We start from the raw sequence: 18,233 nt of genomic DNA on the forward strand, positions 1-18,233 counted from the left end.
GGGGCCATAGCTCAGCTGGGAGAGCGCTTGCATGGCATGCAAGAGGTCGCCGGTTCGATCCCGGCTGGCTCCACCAACTTTCCAGGCATTAGGCCGTCTGGAAAGAAAAATTTAAGCGGCAAAGTTTCAAACGCGTCCCCATCGTCTAGAGGCCTAGGACATCACCCTTTCACGGTGGCGACCGGGGTTCGAATCCCCGTGGGGACGCCAATTTTGAAGAAACAATCAGGGCCCGGGAAACCGGGCCCTGATTGTTTTTGCGTTGCCGGAATAACGGGAAATTGGCCGCGGAAAGATCATGCGCGGGCTGACGAAAGCCGCCTGGTTCTTACTGTGCGAATGGAATGTTGTACGACTGGTGGTTCGTTACCCGCGCATACGTCGCACGCCGCCTTGCCCGCCCTGCACGCCTGCGCAGGAATCGGTTTCGATGTGCAGGCCAATCCGAGTCGAACTAGGCCGCGTCGAGCGCGGCGGTTTCGATCGCTTTCAATGTCGCCACGCCATGCCCCTGGTCGGCCAGGTATTCCAGCCATTTGCCCAGGAAGGTATTCATGCGCATGCGATGGCTGATCACTTCCGCCGGCGGCGGGTACAGGCCGATCACGTCTTGCCAGCGGCGGCCGACGTAGCAATGCGTGGCCTCGGCCTGGTGGGCGTCGCGGTACAGGCGCACGAAGGCGGAAGGATCCGGTTCGCCGGTCAGCGGATCGCGCAGATCGTAGGTGAGCCTGAGTTCGACCGTGTAGCGGTGGGTCTCGATCACTTCCAGGCGCACGTCCAGGCCGTCGCCGACCGAGGAAATGTAGGTTCCCGCGGTCAGGTGGTCCGGGGCGAACAACCGCATCAACCGCACGTGGTTTTCCGCATAGAGCGCCATCAGCCAGCCGAAGCGGCTGAGCTTGGGAATGCGTGCCTGGCGGTCGGTGGCGGGAGGTTGCATGGAGCCGATGCTACACGTTGGCCGGCGTCGGCGGCAGCATTGACGGCATCGCCCGGGAAGCCTAAGTTAAGGTTTCCCGCCGCCGGAATTCCGCGGCGCGTCCCCGCCCCTTCCGGCCCGCCTCCCCGCCTCAGAACATCTCGCGCTGCAGCCCCAGCGTGGACAGCACCTTGCTGGAGATTTCCTCGATCGACTTGTTGGTGGTACTGAGGGTGGGAATGCGCTCCACCTGGAACATCGCCTCGGCCGCGGCGACCTCGCGCTTGCAGGTATCCATCTGCGCATAGCGGGAATTGGGACGCCGCTCCTGCCGGATCTGGTGCAGGCGATCCGGATCGATGGTCAGGCCGAACAGCTTGCGCCGGTAAGGACGCAGCCGCGGTGGCAGGCGATCGGTTTCCAGATCCTGATCGGTCAGCGGATAGTTGGCCGCGCGCACGCCATAGTGCAGCGCCAGGTACACGCAGGTAGGCGTCTTGCCGGCGCGCGACACCGCCACCAGGATGACGTCGGCCTCCTCGTATTCCAGCGCGATGCCGTCGTCGTGGGTCAGGGCGAAGTTCATCGCGTTGATGCGGCGATGGTAGGTCTCGAAATCGACCAGGCCGTGCGCCTGGCCCACCCGCGACTGCCGGGGGGTCCCCAGCTCGCGCTCCAGCGGTTCGATGAACGGCGCGAACACATCCAGCATCAAGGCGCCACTCTCGGCCAGCACCCCGCTCAGGGCCGGATCCACGCAGGAATTGACCACGATCGGCCGGGCCCCTAGCGCGATCCCGGCCCGGCGGATGCGGTCGGCCGCGTCCCGGGCCTTTTCCTCGTCGTCCACGAAGGAAATCCGGTCGGTCTGGAAGCGGAAACCGGTGAACTGCGTCAACAGACTGTGACCGATGGTTTCGGCGGTGATGCCGGTACCATCGGAGACGTAGAACACCGGCCTGGTCACCAGGCCGCCCTGGTCCGGATTCACCACGAAACCCCCTTCAGATCAAGCTTGTCTGCAATTGGTATTGCATAGCATCATAGCGCCTCTTTCCCCACGGACACGGCCCGGCCGATGGTCTCGGCGCGGCGCACGGTCAGCTTTGGAGCTTAACGCTTGAACGAGAACATCCTCTGGCTGCATGCGTTGCGCCTGTCCGATCTTGCCCGTGTCGGCGGCAAGAATTCCTCGCTTGGCGAAATGATCGGCCACCTGGCCGGCCTGGGCGTGTCCGTGCCGGGCGGCTACGCGACCACGGCCGAGGCGTTCAAGGCGTTCATCGCCCACAACGACCTGTCCAAGCGGATTTTCGACAAGCTGGCCACGCTGGATGTCGAGGACGTGCCGGCGCTGACCGCCGCCGGTCGCGAGATTCGCGGCTGGGTCATCGACGCCCCGCTGCAACCGGACCTGGATCAGGACATCCGCACCGCCTACGCGCAGCTGTGCGCGGAAAACGGCGGCGGCGAAGTGGCGGTCGCGGTGCGCTCCTCCGCCACCGCCGAGGATCTGCCCGACGCCAGCTTCGCCGGCCAGCAGGAAACCTTCCTCAACGTCACCGGCGCCGATGACGTGGTCCACAAGGTGAAGGAAGTCTTCGCCTCGCTGTACAACGATCGCGCCATCGCCTACCGCGTGCACCACGGCTTCAAGCACGAGGACGTGTTCCTGTCCGCCGGCGTGCAGCTGATGGTGCGATCGGACGTGGGATCCTCCGGCGTGCTGTTCACCCTGGACACCGAATCCGGTTTCCGCGAGGTGGTGTTCGTCACCGCCAGCTACGGCCTGGGCGAGAACGTCGTGCAGGGCGCGGTGAATCCGGACGAGTTCTACGTCTACAAGCCGACCCTGGCGCAGGGCAAGCCGGCAATCCTGCGCCGCGCCCTGGGCAGCAAGCAGATCCGGATGGTCTATTCGGACAAGCCCGGCGAGCGCGTGCGCAACGAGGACACCCCGGCGGAACTGCGGAGCAAGTTCTCCATTTCCGATGCCGACGTGCAGGAGCTGTCGAAGCAGGCGCTGGTCATCGAAAAACACTACGGCCGCCCGATGGACATCGAATGGGCGAAGGACGGCGTCAGCGGCAAGCTGTTCATCGTGCAGGCCCGTCCGGAGACGGTGAAGTCGCGCGCCAAGGCCACCCAGATCGAACGCTACGCGCTGGAAAAGCGCGGCACGGTCATCGCCGAGGGCCGCGCGATCGGCCAGAAAATCGGCAGCGGCGTGGCCCGCGTGGTGCGCTCGCTGGATGACATGAACCGCGTGCAGGCCGGCGACGTGCTGGTCGCCGACATGACCGACCCCGATTGGGAGCCGGTGATGAAGCGCGCTTCGGCCATCGTCACCAACCGCGGCGGCCGCACCTGCCACGCGGCGATCATCGCCCGTGAACTGGGCGTGCCGGCGGTGGTCGGCACCGGCAACGCGCTGGACAGCATCGCCGACGGCGTGGAAGTGACGGTCAGCTGCGCCGAGGGCGACACCGGTTTCATCTACGACAGCGCCCTGCCCTTCGAGCGCACGACGACCGATCTGGACAACATGCCGCCGGCGCCGCTGAAGATCATGATGAACGTGGCCAACCCCGAGCGCGCGTTCGATTTCGGCCAGTTGCCGAACGCCGGCATCGGCCTGGCCCGGCTGGAAATGATCATCGCCAGCCACATCGGCGTGCATCCGCTGGCGCTGCTGGAATACGACCGCCAGGACCTGGAAACCCGTCGCAAGATCGACGCCAAGATGGCCGGCTACGCGGACCCGGTGAGCTTCTACGTGGATCGCCTGGCCGAGGGTATCGCCACCATCACCGCTTCGGTCGCGCCGAACCCGGTCATCGTGCGCCTGTCGGACTTCAAGTCCAACGAGTACGCCAACCTGATCGGCGGCACCCGCTACGAGCCGCATGAAGAAAACCCGATGATCGGCTTCCGCGGTGCCAGTCGCTACGTCGATGCCTCGTTCGAGCCGGCCTTCGCGCTGGAGTGCCGCGCGGTGCGCAAGGTCCGCGACGAGATGGGCCTGGACAACCTGTGGGTGATGATCCCGTTCGTGCGTACCCTGGAGGAAGGCCGCAAGGTGGTCGAAGTGCTGGCCCGCCACGGCCTCAAGCAGGGCGATGGCGCTACTGGCGACAAGCCGGGCCTGAAGATCATCATGATGTGCGAGGTGCCCTCGAACGCCCTGCTGGCCGACGAGTTCCTGGACATCTTCGACGGCTTCTCGATCGGATCCAACGACCTGACCCAGCTGACCCTGGGCCTGGATCGCGACTCCAGCATCGTCGCCAACCTGTTCGACGAACGGAACCCGGCGGTCAAGAAACTGCTGTCGATGGCCATCCAGGCCGCGCGCGCCAAGGGCAAGTACGTGGGCATCTGCGGCCAGGGTCCGTCCGACCATCCGGATCTGGCCGAATGGCTGATGCAGGAAGGCATCGAGTCGGTGTCGCTGAACCCGGACACCGTGGTCGATACCTGGCTGCGTCTGGCGAAGCGAAAAGCGGCATAATCCGGGCCGCATGGCCCTGATCACCCTTCCCACCAAGACGCCCGCCGCGGCGTCCACGCCCACCGCCACCCGTGCGTTCGATTGGAGTTCGATCGACTGGATGGCGGTGCTCACCAACTGGGCGATTGCCGCGGCCATCGTGCTGCTCGGCTACTGGCTGTCCAAATGGATCAGCCGGATCGTGTACCGGGCGCTGACCCGCGGCGGGGTCGAGGCGACCCTCGCCGGCTTCCTGCGCAATGTCTGCTACGCGGTGATGATGGTGGTGGTGCTGATCGCCGCGCTGCAGAAGATCGGCGTACCCACCACCTCGGTGCTGGCGGTGGTCGGCGCGGCCGGCCTGGCGGTTGGCCTGGCGCTCAAGGACTCGCTGTCCAACATCGCCTCCGGGGTGATGCTGATCGTGCTGCGTCCGTTTCGCGACGGCGACCACGTGCAGGCCGCCGGACTGGAGGGCGTGATCGAGGAAGTACGCATCTTCCAGACCCGGCTGCGCACCTTCGACAACCGCCTGATCGTATTGCCCAACAGCATGATCACCACCGCGCCGATCATCAATTTCACCGCCAAGCCGCGTCGCCGCGTCGACATCCTGGTGGGCGTGGGCTACGACGACGACCTGAAGCAGGCCAAGGACGTGCTGCTGTCGCTGGCGCAGGCCAACCCGCTGGTGCTGGCCGATCCCGCGCCGCTGGTGCTGGTGAGCAGGCTGAGCGAAAGCAGTGTCGACCTGACCCTGCAGGCGTGGGTGAAGACCAAGGATTTCGGCGATGCCCGCAGCCAGCTGACCGAAGCGGTGCGCACCGACATCATCGGCCACGGCCTCAACATCCCGTATCCGCAACGCGACCTGCACGTGTACCACCACAACGCGGACGGCACCCCGCTGACCCACCTGATCACCCGCGCCGTCGCCGATGATGGCGACGTGACGCCTCCGCCGGCCGCGCCCGCGCCCTGAACTGCCCCGTTCTTGTGGGAGCGACATGAGTCGCGACTGCCTCATCGGGAGACGACGGTCCGGTGTTGATGACCTATCGGGTCGCGACTCACGTCGCTCCTACAACCACTACCCCATGTAGGAGCGACGTAAGTCGCGACCGGAAACTCTCCGAACGGGGCGACCATCGCGACTCACGTCGCTCCCACAGGGACGGGAAAAGCGCGGCCTCAGCCGGCCAGTTCGGCCAGGTGCTTGCGGTAGGGGCGTAGCCTTGTCCGTCGCGATTGCCTTGCCGGCTCAAGACGGTTCGCTGCCGATGAGCTGTCGGGTCGCGACTTACGTCGCTCCTACAGCCAACTACCCCATGTAGGAGCGACGTCAGTCGCGACCGGATACTTTCCGAACGGGGCCATCGCGACTCACGTCGCTCCCACAGGGACGGGAAAAGCGCGGCCTCAGCCGGCCAGTTCGGCCAGGTGCTTGCGATAGTGGCGCAGTTCCTCGATGGAATCGCGCACGTCGCTGAGCGCGGTGTGCGCGGCCTGCTTGCGCACGCCCTCCAGCACCGGCGGGGCCCAGCGGCGCGCCAGTTCCTTCAAGGTGCTGACGTCGAGGTTGCGGTAATGGAAATATTTCTCCAGCCGCGGCATCAGGCGGTGCAGGAAGCGCCGATCCTGGCAGATGGAATTGCCGCACATCGGCGACGCGTTGGCCGGCACCCATTCGTTGAGGAAGGCCACGGTCAGCGCCTCGGCCTGGCCCAGGCTGACCTGGCTGTCCAGGACCCGCTGCCACAGCCCGGACTTGCGATGCTGGTTGCGGTTCCAGTCGTCCATGGCTTCCAGCGCCTCCAGCGGATGGGCGATGGCCAGTTCCGGCCCCTCGGCCAGCACGTTCAACTGCGAATCGGTGACCACCGTGGCGATCTCCAGAATGGAGTCTCCGCCCGTGTCCAACCCGGTCATTTCCAGGTCGATCCAGATGAGTCGGTCGTTGTTCGCGTTGCTGGCTGTCATGCACCTGTCCGTCGGGGAATGAGGCCGGGAATCCGGCGCGTTGCGGGAAATCCGCGTGATGTCATCATAACGCAGACGCCCACCACGACCGGCCCATGAACAATTTCGCGCACTATGCCGTCCTGACCGCGATGCTGGCGCCCGCGTTCTTCCTGACCGCCACCGCCTCCCTGCTGCTGTCGGCCAACAACCGCTTGGCCCGCATCATCGACCGCGCCCGCACCCTGCTGCGCGAGCTGGTCGACGTCGAGGACGAGCACGAACGCCAGCTCTACGAGATGCGCATCCGCCTGCAGCGCCGCCGCAGCCTGATCATCCTGCGCGCCGGCCAGCTCCTGTACGCCGCGATCAGCTGCTTCGTCGGCACCAGCCTGGCCGTGGCCGTCGACACCTTCCTCGAACACCGGCTGGGTAGCCTGCCCACCTGGCTGGCGGCGGTCGGGGTTCTGGCGATGCTCGCCGCCAGCCTGTTGCTGGCGCGTGAATCCACCCTGGCGGTGACCGCCATCAACGAGGAAATGGACCACCGCCACGTCAAACGCCGGTAGGGCGGAGCTTGCTCCGCTGACGCGTGGCGCTTCCCTCCCGGACAAGCTGCGGAAAGCAGCGGAGCAAGCTCCGCTCTACAGGAGCGGGCGGCCGCGCTTGGCGCGGAAATAGTTGGTCAAGCGACGGCTGGCTTCTTCTCCCAGCACGCCGCCCTGCACTTCAACGCGATGGTTGTGGCGCGGGTCGGTCAGCAGATCGAACACGCTGCCACAGGCGCCGGTCTTCGGATCGGCCGCGCCGTAGACCACCCGCGCCACCCGCGCATGCACCAGCGCCATCGCGCACATCGCGCAAGGCTCCAGGGTGACGTACAGGGTCGTGCCGATCAGCCGATGGTTGCCCAGCGCCTGCCCGGCGCGACGCATGGCGACGATCTCCGCGTGCGCGGTGGGGTCGTGTTCGGCCAGGTTGCGGTTCCAGCCCTCGCCCAGCACCTGCCCGTCGGCATCCACCAGCACCGCGCCCACCGGAATCTCGTCATCCTCGCGTTCGGCGCGCTCGGCCAGCGCCAGCGCATGCTGCATCCAGCGGATATCGTCGTCGGGCGTGGCCATCTTGCGGGGTGGATTTCGGCGAGAAGTGCGCCATCGTGGTCGAAGCGGACCACGAACGTCAATGTGATGGCCGGTACGCGGCCCATGGCGCGCGCGCCATGCCATCCCCTATATACGCAGGTATATCCCGGCCAAACCACCGCAGCCTAGGCGTGCCGCGATGGCGCGCGGATAATTCCACCATCACGCAACGGCGGTCGATGACCGCGCCGATGCGTCTCCCGCTTCCGCGCACAGGTGCGCTTCCCGGAGATTTCCCATGGACCCCGACCCTGACGGGCGCTTCGCCGCGTCCCCAACCACATCGTCCCGCACACAACCGGCGCCGCTGCCGGGGTCCCTTCGCGCCTGATCGCCGGTGACCCCGCGGGCGTCGTCCCGGAGGTCACCATGAATCGCACGTTCCTCTATCCCGCGCTGCGCGGCGCCCTTTGCGCACGCGATGTCGTCGCCTTGCGCCGCCTCTATGCAGAGCATGGCGCCGCCGCATTCGCCGGCGCGCTCTCCACCTGTTCCTCGCGCGTCTCGGCCGATGCGTTGTCGTTGCTGCCGTTGCGGGGCCGGATCCGCGTCCTGCCGCATCTGCCGCCGCCAGCCCGCGCGCAGTTGGAATCGCTGTGCCGTCCCACGCGCGCCACCGCATTGCCAAGCGCGTCCATCCCGCTGTCCGGTGGATATGGCCCATGAAGACGCGCCCCTCACAGGCGTCCGTCGCCCCGCCGAACTTCCATTTCTTCCGTGTCAGCCTGCGCCTGCGCACCGGCTGGAGCGACACGGTCGAAGCCCGCATCCGACGCGCGCGCGGCCTGCATCTCAGATTCGTGCACCGGCGCGAACAGGCCATCGTCCTCGGCATCGACGCGCCCGGGGAAGGACGCCGCGAACTGGCCCGGCTGGTGCGACTCATGTCCTGCCATCCCGGCGTGCGCGCCGTGCGCTGGGAAGTCGTGCCCACCACCGCCGATGCGTTCGACCCCCTCGCCTGAATCGTCCGGCCGACATCGCGTCGTCGTGCGGTTGCCCTTCCCTTCCAGGAGTTTCACATGAACCTGCTCAAGACCTGGTTCGATGCCTTTCTGCGCAGCCGCCGCGCCGCCGGCCTGTTCGGCCGTCGCGCGATGCCCGAGGCCGGCTTCGGCCGGGCCGATGCACGCACGGCTCCCCTGCTTCCGTCCCGGACCCTGTCACAGGTGGCGCGGGACGATCTGCCCGCCGCGCTGTCGCGGCTGGCCTCCCATGAGGACGGCCTGAGCCTGGCCGAAGCCGCGGAGCGCCGCGCGCGCTTCGGTCCCAACGAGGTCGATCACGAAAAGCCGCTGCCGTGGTGGCGCCACCTGTGGCAGTGCTACCGCAATCCCTTCAACCTCCTGCTGACCGTGCTGGCGGCCGTTTCCTACCTCACCGAGGACGCCAAGGCGACCGTTGTCATCGGCATCATGGTGCTGCTGTCCACCCTGATCCGGTTCTTCCAGGAAGGACGCTCCAACCGCGCGGCCGAGCGGCTCAAGGCGCTGGTCGGCAACACCGCCACCGTGATCCGGCGCGACCTGGGCACCGAAGCGGCCGATGTCGCCGAGCGCTACTTCGGCACCCGACTGCATTCGCGCCGTCCGCCCAGCCGGCAGGAAGTCCCGATCCGCGATCTGGTGCCCGGGGATCACATCGTGCTGTCGGCCGGCGACATGATTCCCGCCGACTGCCGGGTGCTGGTCGCCAAGGATCTGTTCGTCGCCCAGGCGGCGATGACCGGCGAATCGCTGCCGGTGGAAAAATTCGCCGAGGCCAGCAGGGACGAAGGCGGCGCGCTCGAACAGAACAACCTGTTGTTCATGGGCACGAACGTCGTTTCCGGCACCGCCACCGCGCTGGTGGTGGCGACCGGCGCGGAAACCTGCTTCGGCGCCGTCGCGCATCGGGTCACCGCCAGCGACCATGCGCCCACCGCGTTCCAGGCCGGCGTCAACAGCGTCAGCTGGCTGCTGATCCGTTTCGCCCTGGTGATGGTCCCGTTCGTGCTGCTGATCAACGGCTTCACCAAGGGCGACTGGATGGAGGCGTTCCTGTTCGCCCTGTCGGTCGCGGTCGGGCTGACCCCGGAAATGCTGCCGATGATCGTCACCTCCACCCTGGCCAAGGGTGCGGTATTGCTGGCGCGGCGGAAAGTCATCGTCAAGCGGCTGGACGCGATCCAGAATTTCGGCGCGATGGAGGTGCTGTGCACCGACAAGACCGGCACCCTGACCCAGGACCGGATCGCGCTGGAACGCCACACCGACGTGTTCGGGAACGATTCGGAGGACGTGCTCAAGTTTGCCTACCTCAACAGCCACTACCAGACCGGATTGAAGAACCTGCTGGATCGCGCGGTGCTGGAGCACGTCGAACTGCAGACCGAGCTTCGGCTCGCCCAGGACTACCGCAAGGTCGACGAAATCCCGTTCGACTTCGAACGCCGCCGGATGTCGGTGGTGGTGTCCGAACGCGAGGATCACCATGAACTGATCTGCAAGGGCGCGGTCGAGGAAATGCTGGCGGTCTGCACGCAGGTCCGCGACGGCGACACCGTGGTGCCGCTGGATTCCCGGATGCTCGCGCGGGTCCGCCGGGTCACCCAGGAGCTCAACGAGGAAGGCCTGCGGGTGGTCGCGGTGGCGATGAAGGAAACCCCGCCCGCCCGCGACGCCTATTCCGTCACCGACGAACGCGATCTGATCCTGGTGGGCTACGTGGCCTTTCTCGATCCGCCCAAGGAATCGGCGGCGCCGGCCCTGCGCGCCCTGGCCGACCATGGCGTGGAAGTGAAGGTGCTGACCGGCGACAACGAACTGGTCGCCGCCCGGGTGTGCTCGCAGGTCGGCCTGGAAGGCGACGCGGTGATCACCGGTCCGCAACTGGACCGGATGAGCGACGCCAGCCTGACCGCCGCCGTCCAGCGCTACCGCGTGTTCGCCCGGCTCACCCCGCTGCACAAGGAGCGCCTGGTGCGCGCCCTGCGCGGACAGGGCAAGGTGGTCGGCTTCCTCGGCGACGGCATCAACGACGCGCCGGCGCTGCGCGCGGCCGACATCGGCATCAGCGTGGACGGCGCGGTGGACATCGCCAAGGAGGCCGCCGACATCATCCTGCTGGAAAAGAGCCTGATGGTGCTGGAGGAAGGCGTGATCCAGGGCCGTCGCACCTTCTGCAACATGCTCAAGTACATCCGCATGACCGCCAGTTCCAACTTCGGCAACGTGTTCTCGGTGCTGGTGGCCTCGGCGTTCCTGCCGTTCCTGCCGATGCTGCCGCTGCAACTGCTGGTGCAGAACCTGCTGTACGACGTGTCGCAGATCGCCATCCCGTTCGACCACGTGGACGAGGAACTGGTGCGCCGGCCGCTGAAGTGGAATCCGGGCGACATCGGCCGCTTCATGGTGTTCTTCGGCCCGATCAGCTCGATCTTCGACATCACCTGCTTCGTGGTGATGTGGCATGTGTTCGCCGCCGACACCGTGGCCGAACAGGGCCTGTTCCAGTCCGGCTGGTTCGTGGTCGGCCTGCTCACCCAGACCCTGATCGTGCACATGATCCGCACGCCGCGGCTGCCGTTCGTGCAGAGCCTGGCCGCACCCGCGCTGCTGGCGATGACCGGCGTGATCATGCTCATCGGCGTGTTGCTGCCCATGAGCCCGTTGGCCGGCTACTTCGGGCTGCAGGCCCTGCCGGCCGGCTACTGGCCGTTCCTGGTGGCCATCCTGCTGGGCTACGCGGTCCTGACCACCTTGTTGAAGCGTTTCTACATCCGCCGCTTCGGCTGGCAATGAGCGGGCGGCCACGCCGTCCGCGAGCGAGTACGACATGAACCTGGATCCCCATCTGCCACCGTTCGACGCCGGAGCGACCCTGAGTTCGCTGATCAGCCTGGGCACGGCTTTCCTGCTCGGCTCGCTGATCGGCTTCGAACGGCAGGTCCGCCAGCGCACGGCGGGCCTGCGCACCAATACCCTGGTCGCGGTGGGCGCGGCCGTGTTCGTCGATCTGGCGGTGCGTTTCCACGCCCTGCACGGGGGCACCCCCACACCGTTGCAGGTGGTGGCCTACGTCATCTCCGGCATCGGCTTCCTCGGTGCCGGCGCGATCATGAAGGAAGGCGCGCAGGTTTCCGGCCTGAACACGGCGGCGACGCTGTGGGGCTCGGCAGCGGTCGGCGCCTGCGCCGGCGCCAAGCTGTTGCCGGAGGCGGCGATGGCGGCGCTGTTCGTGCTCACCGCGAACACCGTCCTGCGCCCGGTCGTCAATCGCATCAATCGCCGGCCGGTGCAGGAGGAGTTCAGCGAGGCGACCTACGTCGTGCGCGTGGTCTGCCGGCGCGCCGCCCAGATCGGCGTGCTGCAGCGGACCACCGACCTGCTGGAGGCCGCGCACTATCCGATCCGTTCAATCGAGCAGCAACCCTTTGGCAGCGAGGAAATCGAGCTCGAAGCGGTCCTGTACGCGACGGCGGTCGACGCCGACGAACTGGACGCGGTGATGACGGCCATCTCGCGCCTGCCGGGCGTGACGCAGGCGTTCTGGAACGCCAGCGCCGAGGAATGACCGGGCGAAGCGATGCGCCCGTCCCGGCAAAGGCGCCGATGCTATCCTGCGCCGGCCTGAGCATCGCCACGGGGACACGGACACCGGGATCATGCGCGTCAACTCTTCCCGCCTGGGCCTGGGCGTCGCCGTCGCGCTGGCGGTCATGGCCGCCATCTTCGTCGCCGATACCTCCACCGACTATGCGGTCGCGGCGGCGGGTTTCTATACGGTGGTGATCCTGGCGGCCGCGCGACGGCTGTCGGCGCGCCAGCTCACGATCCTGGCCTGCGCCTGCATCCTGCTGACCCTGCTGAGCTTCGCCCTGTCCGGTTTCGGCAATTACCGGGTGGGCCTGATCAACTCCGGCATCGGCATCGTCACGATCATGGTCACCACCTATCTGGCGCTGAAGATGGAAGCCGCGCGCGCCGACGCCCAGGACGCGCAGGCCCGGCTGCTGCGGGTGGCACGTGCCTCCACTTTGGGCGAACTGACCACCTCCATCGCCCACGAGGTCAACCAGCCGCTGGCCGCAATCGTCACCAGCGGCAACGCCTGCCAGCGCTGGCTGGCGCAGTCGCCGCCGAACCTGGACAAGGCGCGGCAGGCGGTGGAGCGCATCCTGGATGACGCGCAGCGTGCCAGCGACGTCATCGTCCGCGTCCGCGGCATGACCCGCGGGCAAGCGCAACAACCGCAGGCCTTCGCCATCAATCCGGCCATCGAGGAAGTCCTGTCGCTGGCGCGCGCGGAACTGGAGCGCCACGGCGTCCACGTCACGCTGGAACTGTCCGAGGAACTGCCGCCGGTGTTCGCCGATCGCGTGCAGATCCAGCAGGTGCTCGCCAATCTGGTCCTGAACGCGGTGGAGGCGATGTCGGCCACTCCGCCGGGCCGGCGCTCGCTGCGCGTGGGCAGCGCACGCGCGCCCGACGGACGGGTGCGCGTGAGCGTGGCCGACACCGGCAGCGGCCTGCCCGCGGCGATGGATGACCAGCCTTTCGAGGCTTTCTGGACCACCAAGGCCGACGGTCTCGGCCTGGGGCTGAGCATCAGCCGCGGCATCATCCAGGCCAGCGGAGGCAGCATCCGTGCGGCGAACCGCGCGCAAGGCGGTGCCGAACTGGTGTTCGAGCTTCCTCCCGCACCGGGGACGTCCGCATGAGGACAGTGGCATGAATCGAGTCCGCCCTCCCGTCGTCCCTGCTCCGGAGCCGATCGTCCATGTGATCGATGACGATCGCTCGGTGCGCGCGGCGCTGGAGGATCTGCTGGCCTCGGTCGGCCTGCGGGTGCGTGTGTTCGGGTCGGTGAGCGACTTCCTCGCCGCTCCGCGCGAGGACGCGCCCGGCTGCCTGATCCTCGATGTGCGCATGCCCGGACAGAGCGGCATGGATTTCCATCGGCAGATGGGCGAACTGGGCATCGCCCTGCCGGTCATCTTCATCACCGGCCACGGCGACATCGCCATGGGCGTGGAAGCGATGAAGAACGGCGCGCTCGAATTCCTGACCAAGCCCTTCCGGGATCAGGAACTGCTGGACGCGATCCAGCGCGGCATCGAGCAGGATCGCGCGCGCCGCACGGAAGAAGGTGCCATCGACGAACTGCGCCAGCGTTGGGCCTCGCTCAACGCGGGCGAGCAGGCGGTGATCCAGGGCGTGGTGCGGGGCCGGCTCAACAAGCAGATTGCCGCGGATCTGGGGGTCAGCGAGATCACAGTGAAAGTCCGGCGCGCACAGTTGATGCGCAAGATGCAGGCGAAGACGCTGGTGGATCTGGTGCGGATGTACGACCGCCTGCAGGCGTCCTGAGCTGGATTGCGCGGCGGCGCTTGCCGGGCAGGCTTCCTCCGGATACGTCCTGGTCATCGACGGAGCGCGGGTTCCCACCCGCTCGCGAAACATGCGCGCACGCGCTTGACCTCAAGTCCACTTGAGGGGCGACACTCGCCTGAATGCGGCCGCCGGAATTTTGTTTCCGGTACCCGGCCTTGCGCCGGCCGCGCGCTTTCCTCCCTCGCGAAAAGAAACCGAGATGCCGAAGACCGTCGCCGCCCTGCTCGAAAGTCCAATCCTGTGGTTCATCGCCCGCCTGGCCCTGGCGGTGGTGTTCGTCTCCTCCGGCCTGGCCAAACTGATTGATTTCGACGCCGGCATGCAGGAGATGCGCGGCGCCGGCCTGGAACCGGCGCCGTTCTTCAACCTGGCCACCATCGGCGTACTGCTCGGTGGCGCGACGCTGATCCTGCTGGATCGGCTCGTGTGGCTCGGCGCGGCGGTACTGTCCGTGTTCCTGATCCTGACCATCCTGATCGTGCACACCTTCTGGAGCCAGAGCGGCGGCCAGGCGCAGTTGTCGCTGTTCTTCGCCCTGGAACACGTCTCGGTCGTCGGTGGCCTGATCGCCGCCGCCATCGCCAGCCACCAGCGGCATCGCGCAAACCTTGCGATGCCGCGCTGAAACAGCGCCGGTGGTTTCAGGCGACGCCGAGCTTCCCGCGCTCCCCCTCGCGAGGCGTCGCCAATTCCTCGGGGCTCACGAAATCGGCCAGATCCGCCGCCTCGTAGAACGGCCGGATTTCGATTTCGCTCGGGCCCGACATCGGCGCGCGCCTCGCCCAGGCCATGGCCTCGTCGATGTCCTTGACCTCCCAGATCGAGAAGCCGGCGATCAGTTCCTTGGTCTCGGCAAACGGTCCGTCGGTGACCGTCAGGTGGGCGCCGTCGTAACTGAGGCGCTTGGCCTCGCCGTTGTTCTTGAGGCCTGCGGCGGCCACGAAGATGCCGGCCTGGACGAGTTCCTCGGTGAACCGGTCCATCGCCGCGAAGGCTTCAAGCGCCTCGGGCGTGGGGTCGCCGATCTTGTCGCCGCCCTCGATGGCTTTCACGAAAACCAGTACGCGCATGTCTGTCTCCTGTTGGAGTCCGCCCCATTGACGGCTCATCTGGACGACGAACCAGCGGAGCGGCTATCGACGCACCTCGAAAGCTACTCAGGAACAACCGATAAATCATTGTTCCATAAGGTGGGAGCCGTGCCGCGGACTACTCCCACTCGATAGTGGCGGGCGGCTTTCCGCTGATGTCATAAACGACACGAGAAACACCACGCAACTCATTGATAATCCTGTTGGAAACGGTGCCCAGCAGGTCATACGGCAGGTGCGCCCAATGGGCGGTCATGAAATCGATGGTCTCGACCGCGCGCAGCGCGATCACCCACTCGTAGGCGCGGGCGTCGCCGACCACGCCGACCGACTTGACCGGCAGGAACACCGCGAACGCCTGGCTGACCTTGTCGTACCAGTCGGCCTTGCGCAGTTCCTCGATGAAGATGGCATCGGCGCGCGCCAGCAGGTCGGCGTACTCGGCCTTGACCTCGCCCAGGATGCGCACGCCCAGGCCCGGGCCCGGGAACGGATGGCGGTACACCATCGTGCGCGGCAGGCCCAGTTCCACACCCAGCCGGCGCACTTCGTCCTTGAACAGTTCGCGCAGCGGTTCGACCAGCCCCAGCTTCATGTGCTCGGGCAGGCCGCCGACGTTGTGGTGGCTCTTGATGACGTGGGCCTTGCCGGTCTTGCTGCCGGCCGACTCGATCACGTCCGGATAGATGGTGCCCTGCGCCAGCCACTTGGCGTTCTTCAGCTTGTTCGACTCTTCCTCGAAGATTTCGACGAACAGGTTGCCGATGATCTTGCGCTTGGCTTCCGGATCGCTGACGCCTTCCAGCGCCTTGAAATAGCGCTCGGCGGCATTGACCCGCACGATCTTCACGCCCATGTGCTCGGCGAACATCGCCATCACCTGGTCGCCTTCCTGCCAGCGCAGCAGCCCGGTGTCCACGAACACGCAGGTCAGCTGTTCGCCGATGGCCTTGTGCAGCAGCGCGGCCACCACCGAGGAATCCACACCGCCGGAAAGGCCGAGGATGACCTCGTCGGAGCCGACCTGCTCGCGCACGCGGGCAATCTGGTCGTCGATGATGTTGGCGGCGGTCCACAGGGTCTTGCAGCCGCAGATTTCGGCGACGAAGCGGCGCAGCAGGGTCTGGCCCTGCTTGGTGTGGGTGACTTCCGGATGGAACTGCACGCCGTACCAGCGCTTTTCCTCCAGCGCCATCGCGGCAACCGGGATGCGGTCGGTGACAGCGGTAATCGTCCAGCCCGGTGGCGCCTTGGCAACGTGGTCGCCATGGCTCATCCATACGTCGATGCGCGGATCGCCGTCATGGTCGGTCAGCCCGCCCAGCAGCGCGTCATGCGCCACCAGCTCGACTTCGGCGTGGCCGAACTCGCGGGCGTCGGCCGCTTCGGTGGCGCCGCCCAGTTGCGCGGCCAGGGTCTGCATGCCATAGCAGATGCCGAGAATCGGCAGGCCGGCGTCGAACACCTGCTGCGGCGCCTTCGGCGCACCCGGCAGCGTGGTGGATTCGGGGCCGCCGGAAAGAATGATGCCCTTGGCACCGAACTTCGCGATTTCCTCGGGATCATGATCCCAGGCCCAGATTTCGCAGTAGACACCGATCTCGCGGATGCGCCGGGCAATCAGCTGCGTGTACTGCGCGCCGAAATCGAGGATGAGGATTTTGTCGTCGTGAAGCCGGGATTGGGGATTGGAGATTGGGGATTCGGAAACGCCGGACATACTTCCTCGCACTGGTACTGGTTCTTTTATCGAATCTCGAATCCCGAATCACCTCATCCCATCGGATGGGTTCACCCCATCCGATAGTTCGGCGGTTCCTTCGTGATCTGCACGTCGTGGACGTGGCTCTCGCGCTGGCCGGCGCCGGTGATCACCACGAACTTCGGCTTGCTGCGCATCTCCTCGATGGTCGCGCAACCCACGTAGCCCATGGTGGCGCGCAGGCCGCCCACCAGCTGATGGATGATGCCGCCAACCGAACCGCGGTACGGCACGCGGCCTTCGATGCCTTCGGGCACCAGCTTGTCGGCGTCGCTAGCATCCTGGAAATAGCGATCCTTGGACCCCTTCTCCATCGCGCCCAGGCTGCCCATGCCACGGTAGCTCTTGTAGCTGCGGCCCTGGAACAGCTCGACTTCGCCCGGAGCTTCCTCGGTGCCGGCGAACAGGCCGCCGATCATCACCGTGGACGCACCGGCGGCGATCGCCTTGCCGATGTCGCCGGAATAGCGGATGCCGCCGTCGGCGATCAGCGGGATGCGGTCCTGCAGCGCCTCGGCGACCATGTCGACCGCGGTGATCTGCGGCACGCCCACGCCGGCGACCATGCGGGTGGTGCAGATCGAACCCGGGCCCACGCCGACCTTGACCGCGTCGGCGCCGGCGTCCATCAGCGCCAGCGCGGCGTCGCCGGTGACGATGTTGCCGCCGATGACCTGCAGCGACGGGAAGCGCTTCTTGACCCAGGCCACGCGATCCAGCACGCCCTGTGAATGGCCGTGCGCGGTATCGACGATGACGACGTCAACGCCGGCCGCCACCAGGGCTTCCACGCGCTGATCGGTATCGCCGCCCACACCCACCGCGGCGCCGACGACCAGGCGGCTGGCGCTGTCCTTGGCGGCGTTGGGATTGTCGGTCTTCTTCTGGATGTCCTTGACGGTGATCAGGCCACGCAGTTCGAAGCCGTCGTTGACCACCAGCACCTTCTCGATGCGGTGCTTGTGCAGCAGTTGCAGCACTTCGGCGTCGCTGGCGCCTTCGCGGACCGTGATCAGCCGGTCCTTCTTGGTCATGATGTGGCGGACCGGATCGTCGAGCTTGGTCTCGAAGCGCATGTCGCGGCTGGTGACGATGCCGACCAGCTGGCCGCCGTCGACCACCGGCACGCCGGAAATGTTGCGCGCGCGGGTCAGCTTGAGGACTTCGGCGATCGTCGTCTCGGGACCGACGGTGAACGGTTCCTTGATGACGCCGGCCTCGAACTTCTTGACCTTGGCCACTTCCGCGGCCTGCTGTTCGACGGTCAGGTTCTTGTGGACGATGCCGATGCCGCCCATCTGCGCCATCGCGATGGCCAGGCGGGCTTCGGTGACGGTATCCATGGCCGCCGAGACGATCGGCAGGTTCAGGCGGAGTTCGCGCGTGAGGCGCGTCCCCAGGCTGACGTCTTTCGGCAGGACGATGGAGTGGGCGGGGACGAGCGAGACGTCGTCGTAAGTCAGTGCTTCAGCCTGGATGCGCAGCATCGG

Annotated in this window: 17 protein-coding genes and 2 tRNA genes; 12 read left to right on the plus strand and 7 right to left on the minus strand. The window is 66.7% G+C overall.

Annotated features, from left to right (window positions below; genetic code table 11):
* Together ACTJI2_RS05440 and ACTJI2_RS05445 are read left to right on the plus strand one after the other, a co-directional pair.
* A tRNA-Ala gene (locus ACTJI2_RS05440) sits at positions 1-76 on the plus strand.
* Positions 77-134: 58 nt separating this feature from the next.
* A tRNA-Glu gene (locus ACTJI2_RS05445) sits at positions 135-210 on the plus strand.
* 244 nt (positions 211-454) lie between these two features.
* On the opposite strand, the gene ACTJI2_RS05450 is transcribed toward ACTJI2_RS05445, so the two are convergent.
* Both ACTJI2_RS05450 and ppsR read right to left on the minus strand, forming a co-directional pair.
* Positions 455-943 (minus strand): DUF1249 domain-containing protein, encoded by a 489-nt coding sequence (locus ACTJI2_RS05450; protein ID WP_440841381.1) that lies wholly within the window; start codon positions 941-943, stop codon positions 455-457.
* A 130-nt stretch (positions 944-1,073) separates the two neighbouring features.
* Positions 1,074-1,892, minus strand: coding sequence for a posphoenolpyruvate synthetase regulatory kinase/phosphorylase PpsR (gene ppsR, locus ACTJI2_RS05455; protein ID WP_183641052.1), 819 nt, complete (start codon positions 1,890-1,892; stop codon positions 1,074-1,076).
* A 150-nt stretch (positions 1,893-2,042) separates the two neighbouring features.
* Between ppsR and ppsA the strand changes: the two genes are divergently transcribed.
* Together ppsA and ACTJI2_RS05465 are read left to right on the plus strand one after the other, a co-directional pair.
* Positions 2,043-4,433 (plus strand): phosphoenolpyruvate synthase, encoded by a 2,391-nt coding sequence (ppsA, locus tag ACTJI2_RS05460; protein ID WP_440841382.1) that lies wholly within the window; start codon positions 2,043-2,045, stop codon positions 4,431-4,433.
* Between the two features lie 10 nt (positions 4,434-4,443).
* Entirely contained in the window at positions 4,444-5,394 is a 951-nt protein-coding gene (locus ACTJI2_RS05465; protein ID WP_440841383.1) for a mechanosensitive ion channel family protein, read from the plus strand.
* A 437-nt stretch (positions 5,395-5,831) separates the two neighbouring features.
* Here the strand turns inward: ACTJI2_RS05465 and orn are convergent, their stop codons facing one another.
* Positions 5,832-6,392: an oligoribonuclease gene (gene orn / locus ACTJI2_RS05470; RefSeq protein ID WP_192198691.1), complete on the minus strand. Its 561-nt coding sequence runs from the start codon at positions 6,390-6,392 to the stop codon at positions 5,832-5,834.
* Positions 6,393-6,487: 95 nt separating this feature from the next.
* Between orn and ACTJI2_RS05475 the strand changes: the two genes are divergently transcribed.
* Positions 6,488-6,940 carry a DUF2721 domain-containing protein gene (locus ACTJI2_RS05475; protein WP_183636655.1) on the plus strand — a complete coding sequence of 151 codons (453 nt, stop codon included), beginning with the start codon at positions 6,488-6,490 and terminating at the stop codon, positions 6,938-6,940.
* Positions 6,941-7,015: 75 nt separating this feature from the next.
* On the opposite strand, the gene tadA is transcribed toward ACTJI2_RS05475, so the two are convergent.
* Positions 7,016-7,495: a tRNA adenosine(34) deaminase TadA gene (tadA, locus tag ACTJI2_RS05480; RefSeq protein ID WP_183636658.1), complete on the minus strand. Its 480-nt coding sequence runs from the start codon at positions 7,493-7,495 to the stop codon at positions 7,016-7,018.
* Between the two features lie 390 nt (positions 7,496-7,885).
* On the opposite strand from tadA, the gene ACTJI2_RS05485 reads away from it, so the two are divergent.
* The 7 genes from ACTJI2_RS05485 (at position 7,886) to ACTJI2_RS05515 (ending at position 14,515) form a co-directional block, all read left to right on the plus strand.
* A complete protein-coding gene (locus ACTJI2_RS05485; RefSeq protein WP_192198693.1) occupies positions 7,886-8,182 on the plus strand; it encodes a hypothetical protein in 297 nt (98 codons plus the stop codon).
* Positions 8,179-8,481 carry a hypothetical protein gene (locus ACTJI2_RS05490; protein ID WP_440841385.1) on the plus strand — a complete coding sequence of 101 codons (303 nt, stop codon included), beginning with the start codon at positions 8,179-8,181 and terminating at the stop codon, positions 8,479-8,481. Before ACTJI2_RS05485 ends, ACTJI2_RS05490 begins: the two co-directional genes overlap by 4 nt.
* A gap of 57 nt (positions 8,482-8,538) precedes the next feature.
* On the plus strand, positions 8,539-11,298 hold the full coding sequence (gene mgtA, locus ACTJI2_RS05495; protein ID WP_440841386.1) for a magnesium-translocating P-type ATPase: 2,760 nt from the start codon (positions 8,539-8,541) through the stop codon (positions 11,296-11,298).
* A gap of 34 nt (positions 11,299-11,332) precedes the next feature.
* Positions 11,333-12,070, plus strand: coding sequence for an MgtC/SapB family protein (locus tag ACTJI2_RS05500; RefSeq protein WP_318289178.1), 738 nt, complete (start codon positions 11,333-11,335; stop codon positions 12,068-12,070).
* A 91-nt stretch (positions 12,071-12,161) separates the two neighbouring features.
* The gene (locus ACTJI2_RS05505; protein ID WP_440841388.1) at positions 12,162-13,217 is read left to right on the plus strand and encodes a sensor histidine kinase; all 1,056 of its coding nucleotides are present in this window, start codon (positions 12,162-12,164) and stop codon (positions 13,215-13,217) included.
* Positions 13,218-13,227: 10 nt separating this feature from the next.
* On the plus strand, positions 13,228-13,866 hold the full coding sequence (locus tag ACTJI2_RS05510; protein WP_440841389.1) for a response regulator transcription factor: 639 nt from the start codon (positions 13,228-13,230) through the stop codon (positions 13,864-13,866).
* A gap of 223 nt (positions 13,867-14,089) precedes the next feature.
* The gene (locus ACTJI2_RS05515; RefSeq protein WP_440841390.1) at positions 14,090-14,515 is read left to right on the plus strand and encodes a DoxX family protein; all 426 of its coding nucleotides are present in this window, start codon (positions 14,090-14,092) and stop codon (positions 14,513-14,515) included.
* 16 nt (positions 14,516-14,531) lie between these two features.
* Here ACTJI2_RS05515 and ACTJI2_RS05520 read toward each other — a convergent pair whose 3' ends face one another.
* From ACTJI2_RS05520 to guaB, 3 genes are all read right to left on the minus strand, one after another.
* Positions 14,532-14,960 (minus strand): YciI family protein, encoded by a 429-nt coding sequence (locus tag ACTJI2_RS05520; protein ID WP_183636683.1) that lies wholly within the window; start codon positions 14,958-14,960, stop codon positions 14,532-14,534.
* Between the two features lie 139 nt (positions 14,961-15,099).
* The gene (gene guaA / locus ACTJI2_RS05525) at positions 15,100-16,701 is read right to left on the minus strand and encodes a glutamine-hydrolyzing GMP synthase (RefSeq protein WP_183636685.1); all 1,602 of its coding nucleotides are present in this window, start codon (positions 16,699-16,701) and stop codon (positions 15,100-15,102) included.
* A gap of 71 nt (positions 16,702-16,772) precedes the next feature.
* The gene (gene guaB / locus ACTJI2_RS05530) at positions 16,773-18,230 is read right to left on the minus strand and encodes an IMP dehydrogenase (protein ID WP_183636688.1); all 1,458 of its coding nucleotides are present in this window, start codon (positions 18,228-18,230) and stop codon (positions 16,773-16,775) included.
* Positions 18,231-18,233: the final 3 nt, after the last annotated feature.

The organism is Pseudoxanthomonas sp. 22568, from assembly GCF_052044485.1.
Lineage (GTDB): Bacteria > Pseudomonadota > Gammaproteobacteria > Xanthomonadales > Xanthomonadaceae > Pseudoxanthomonas_A > Pseudoxanthomonas_A beigongshangi.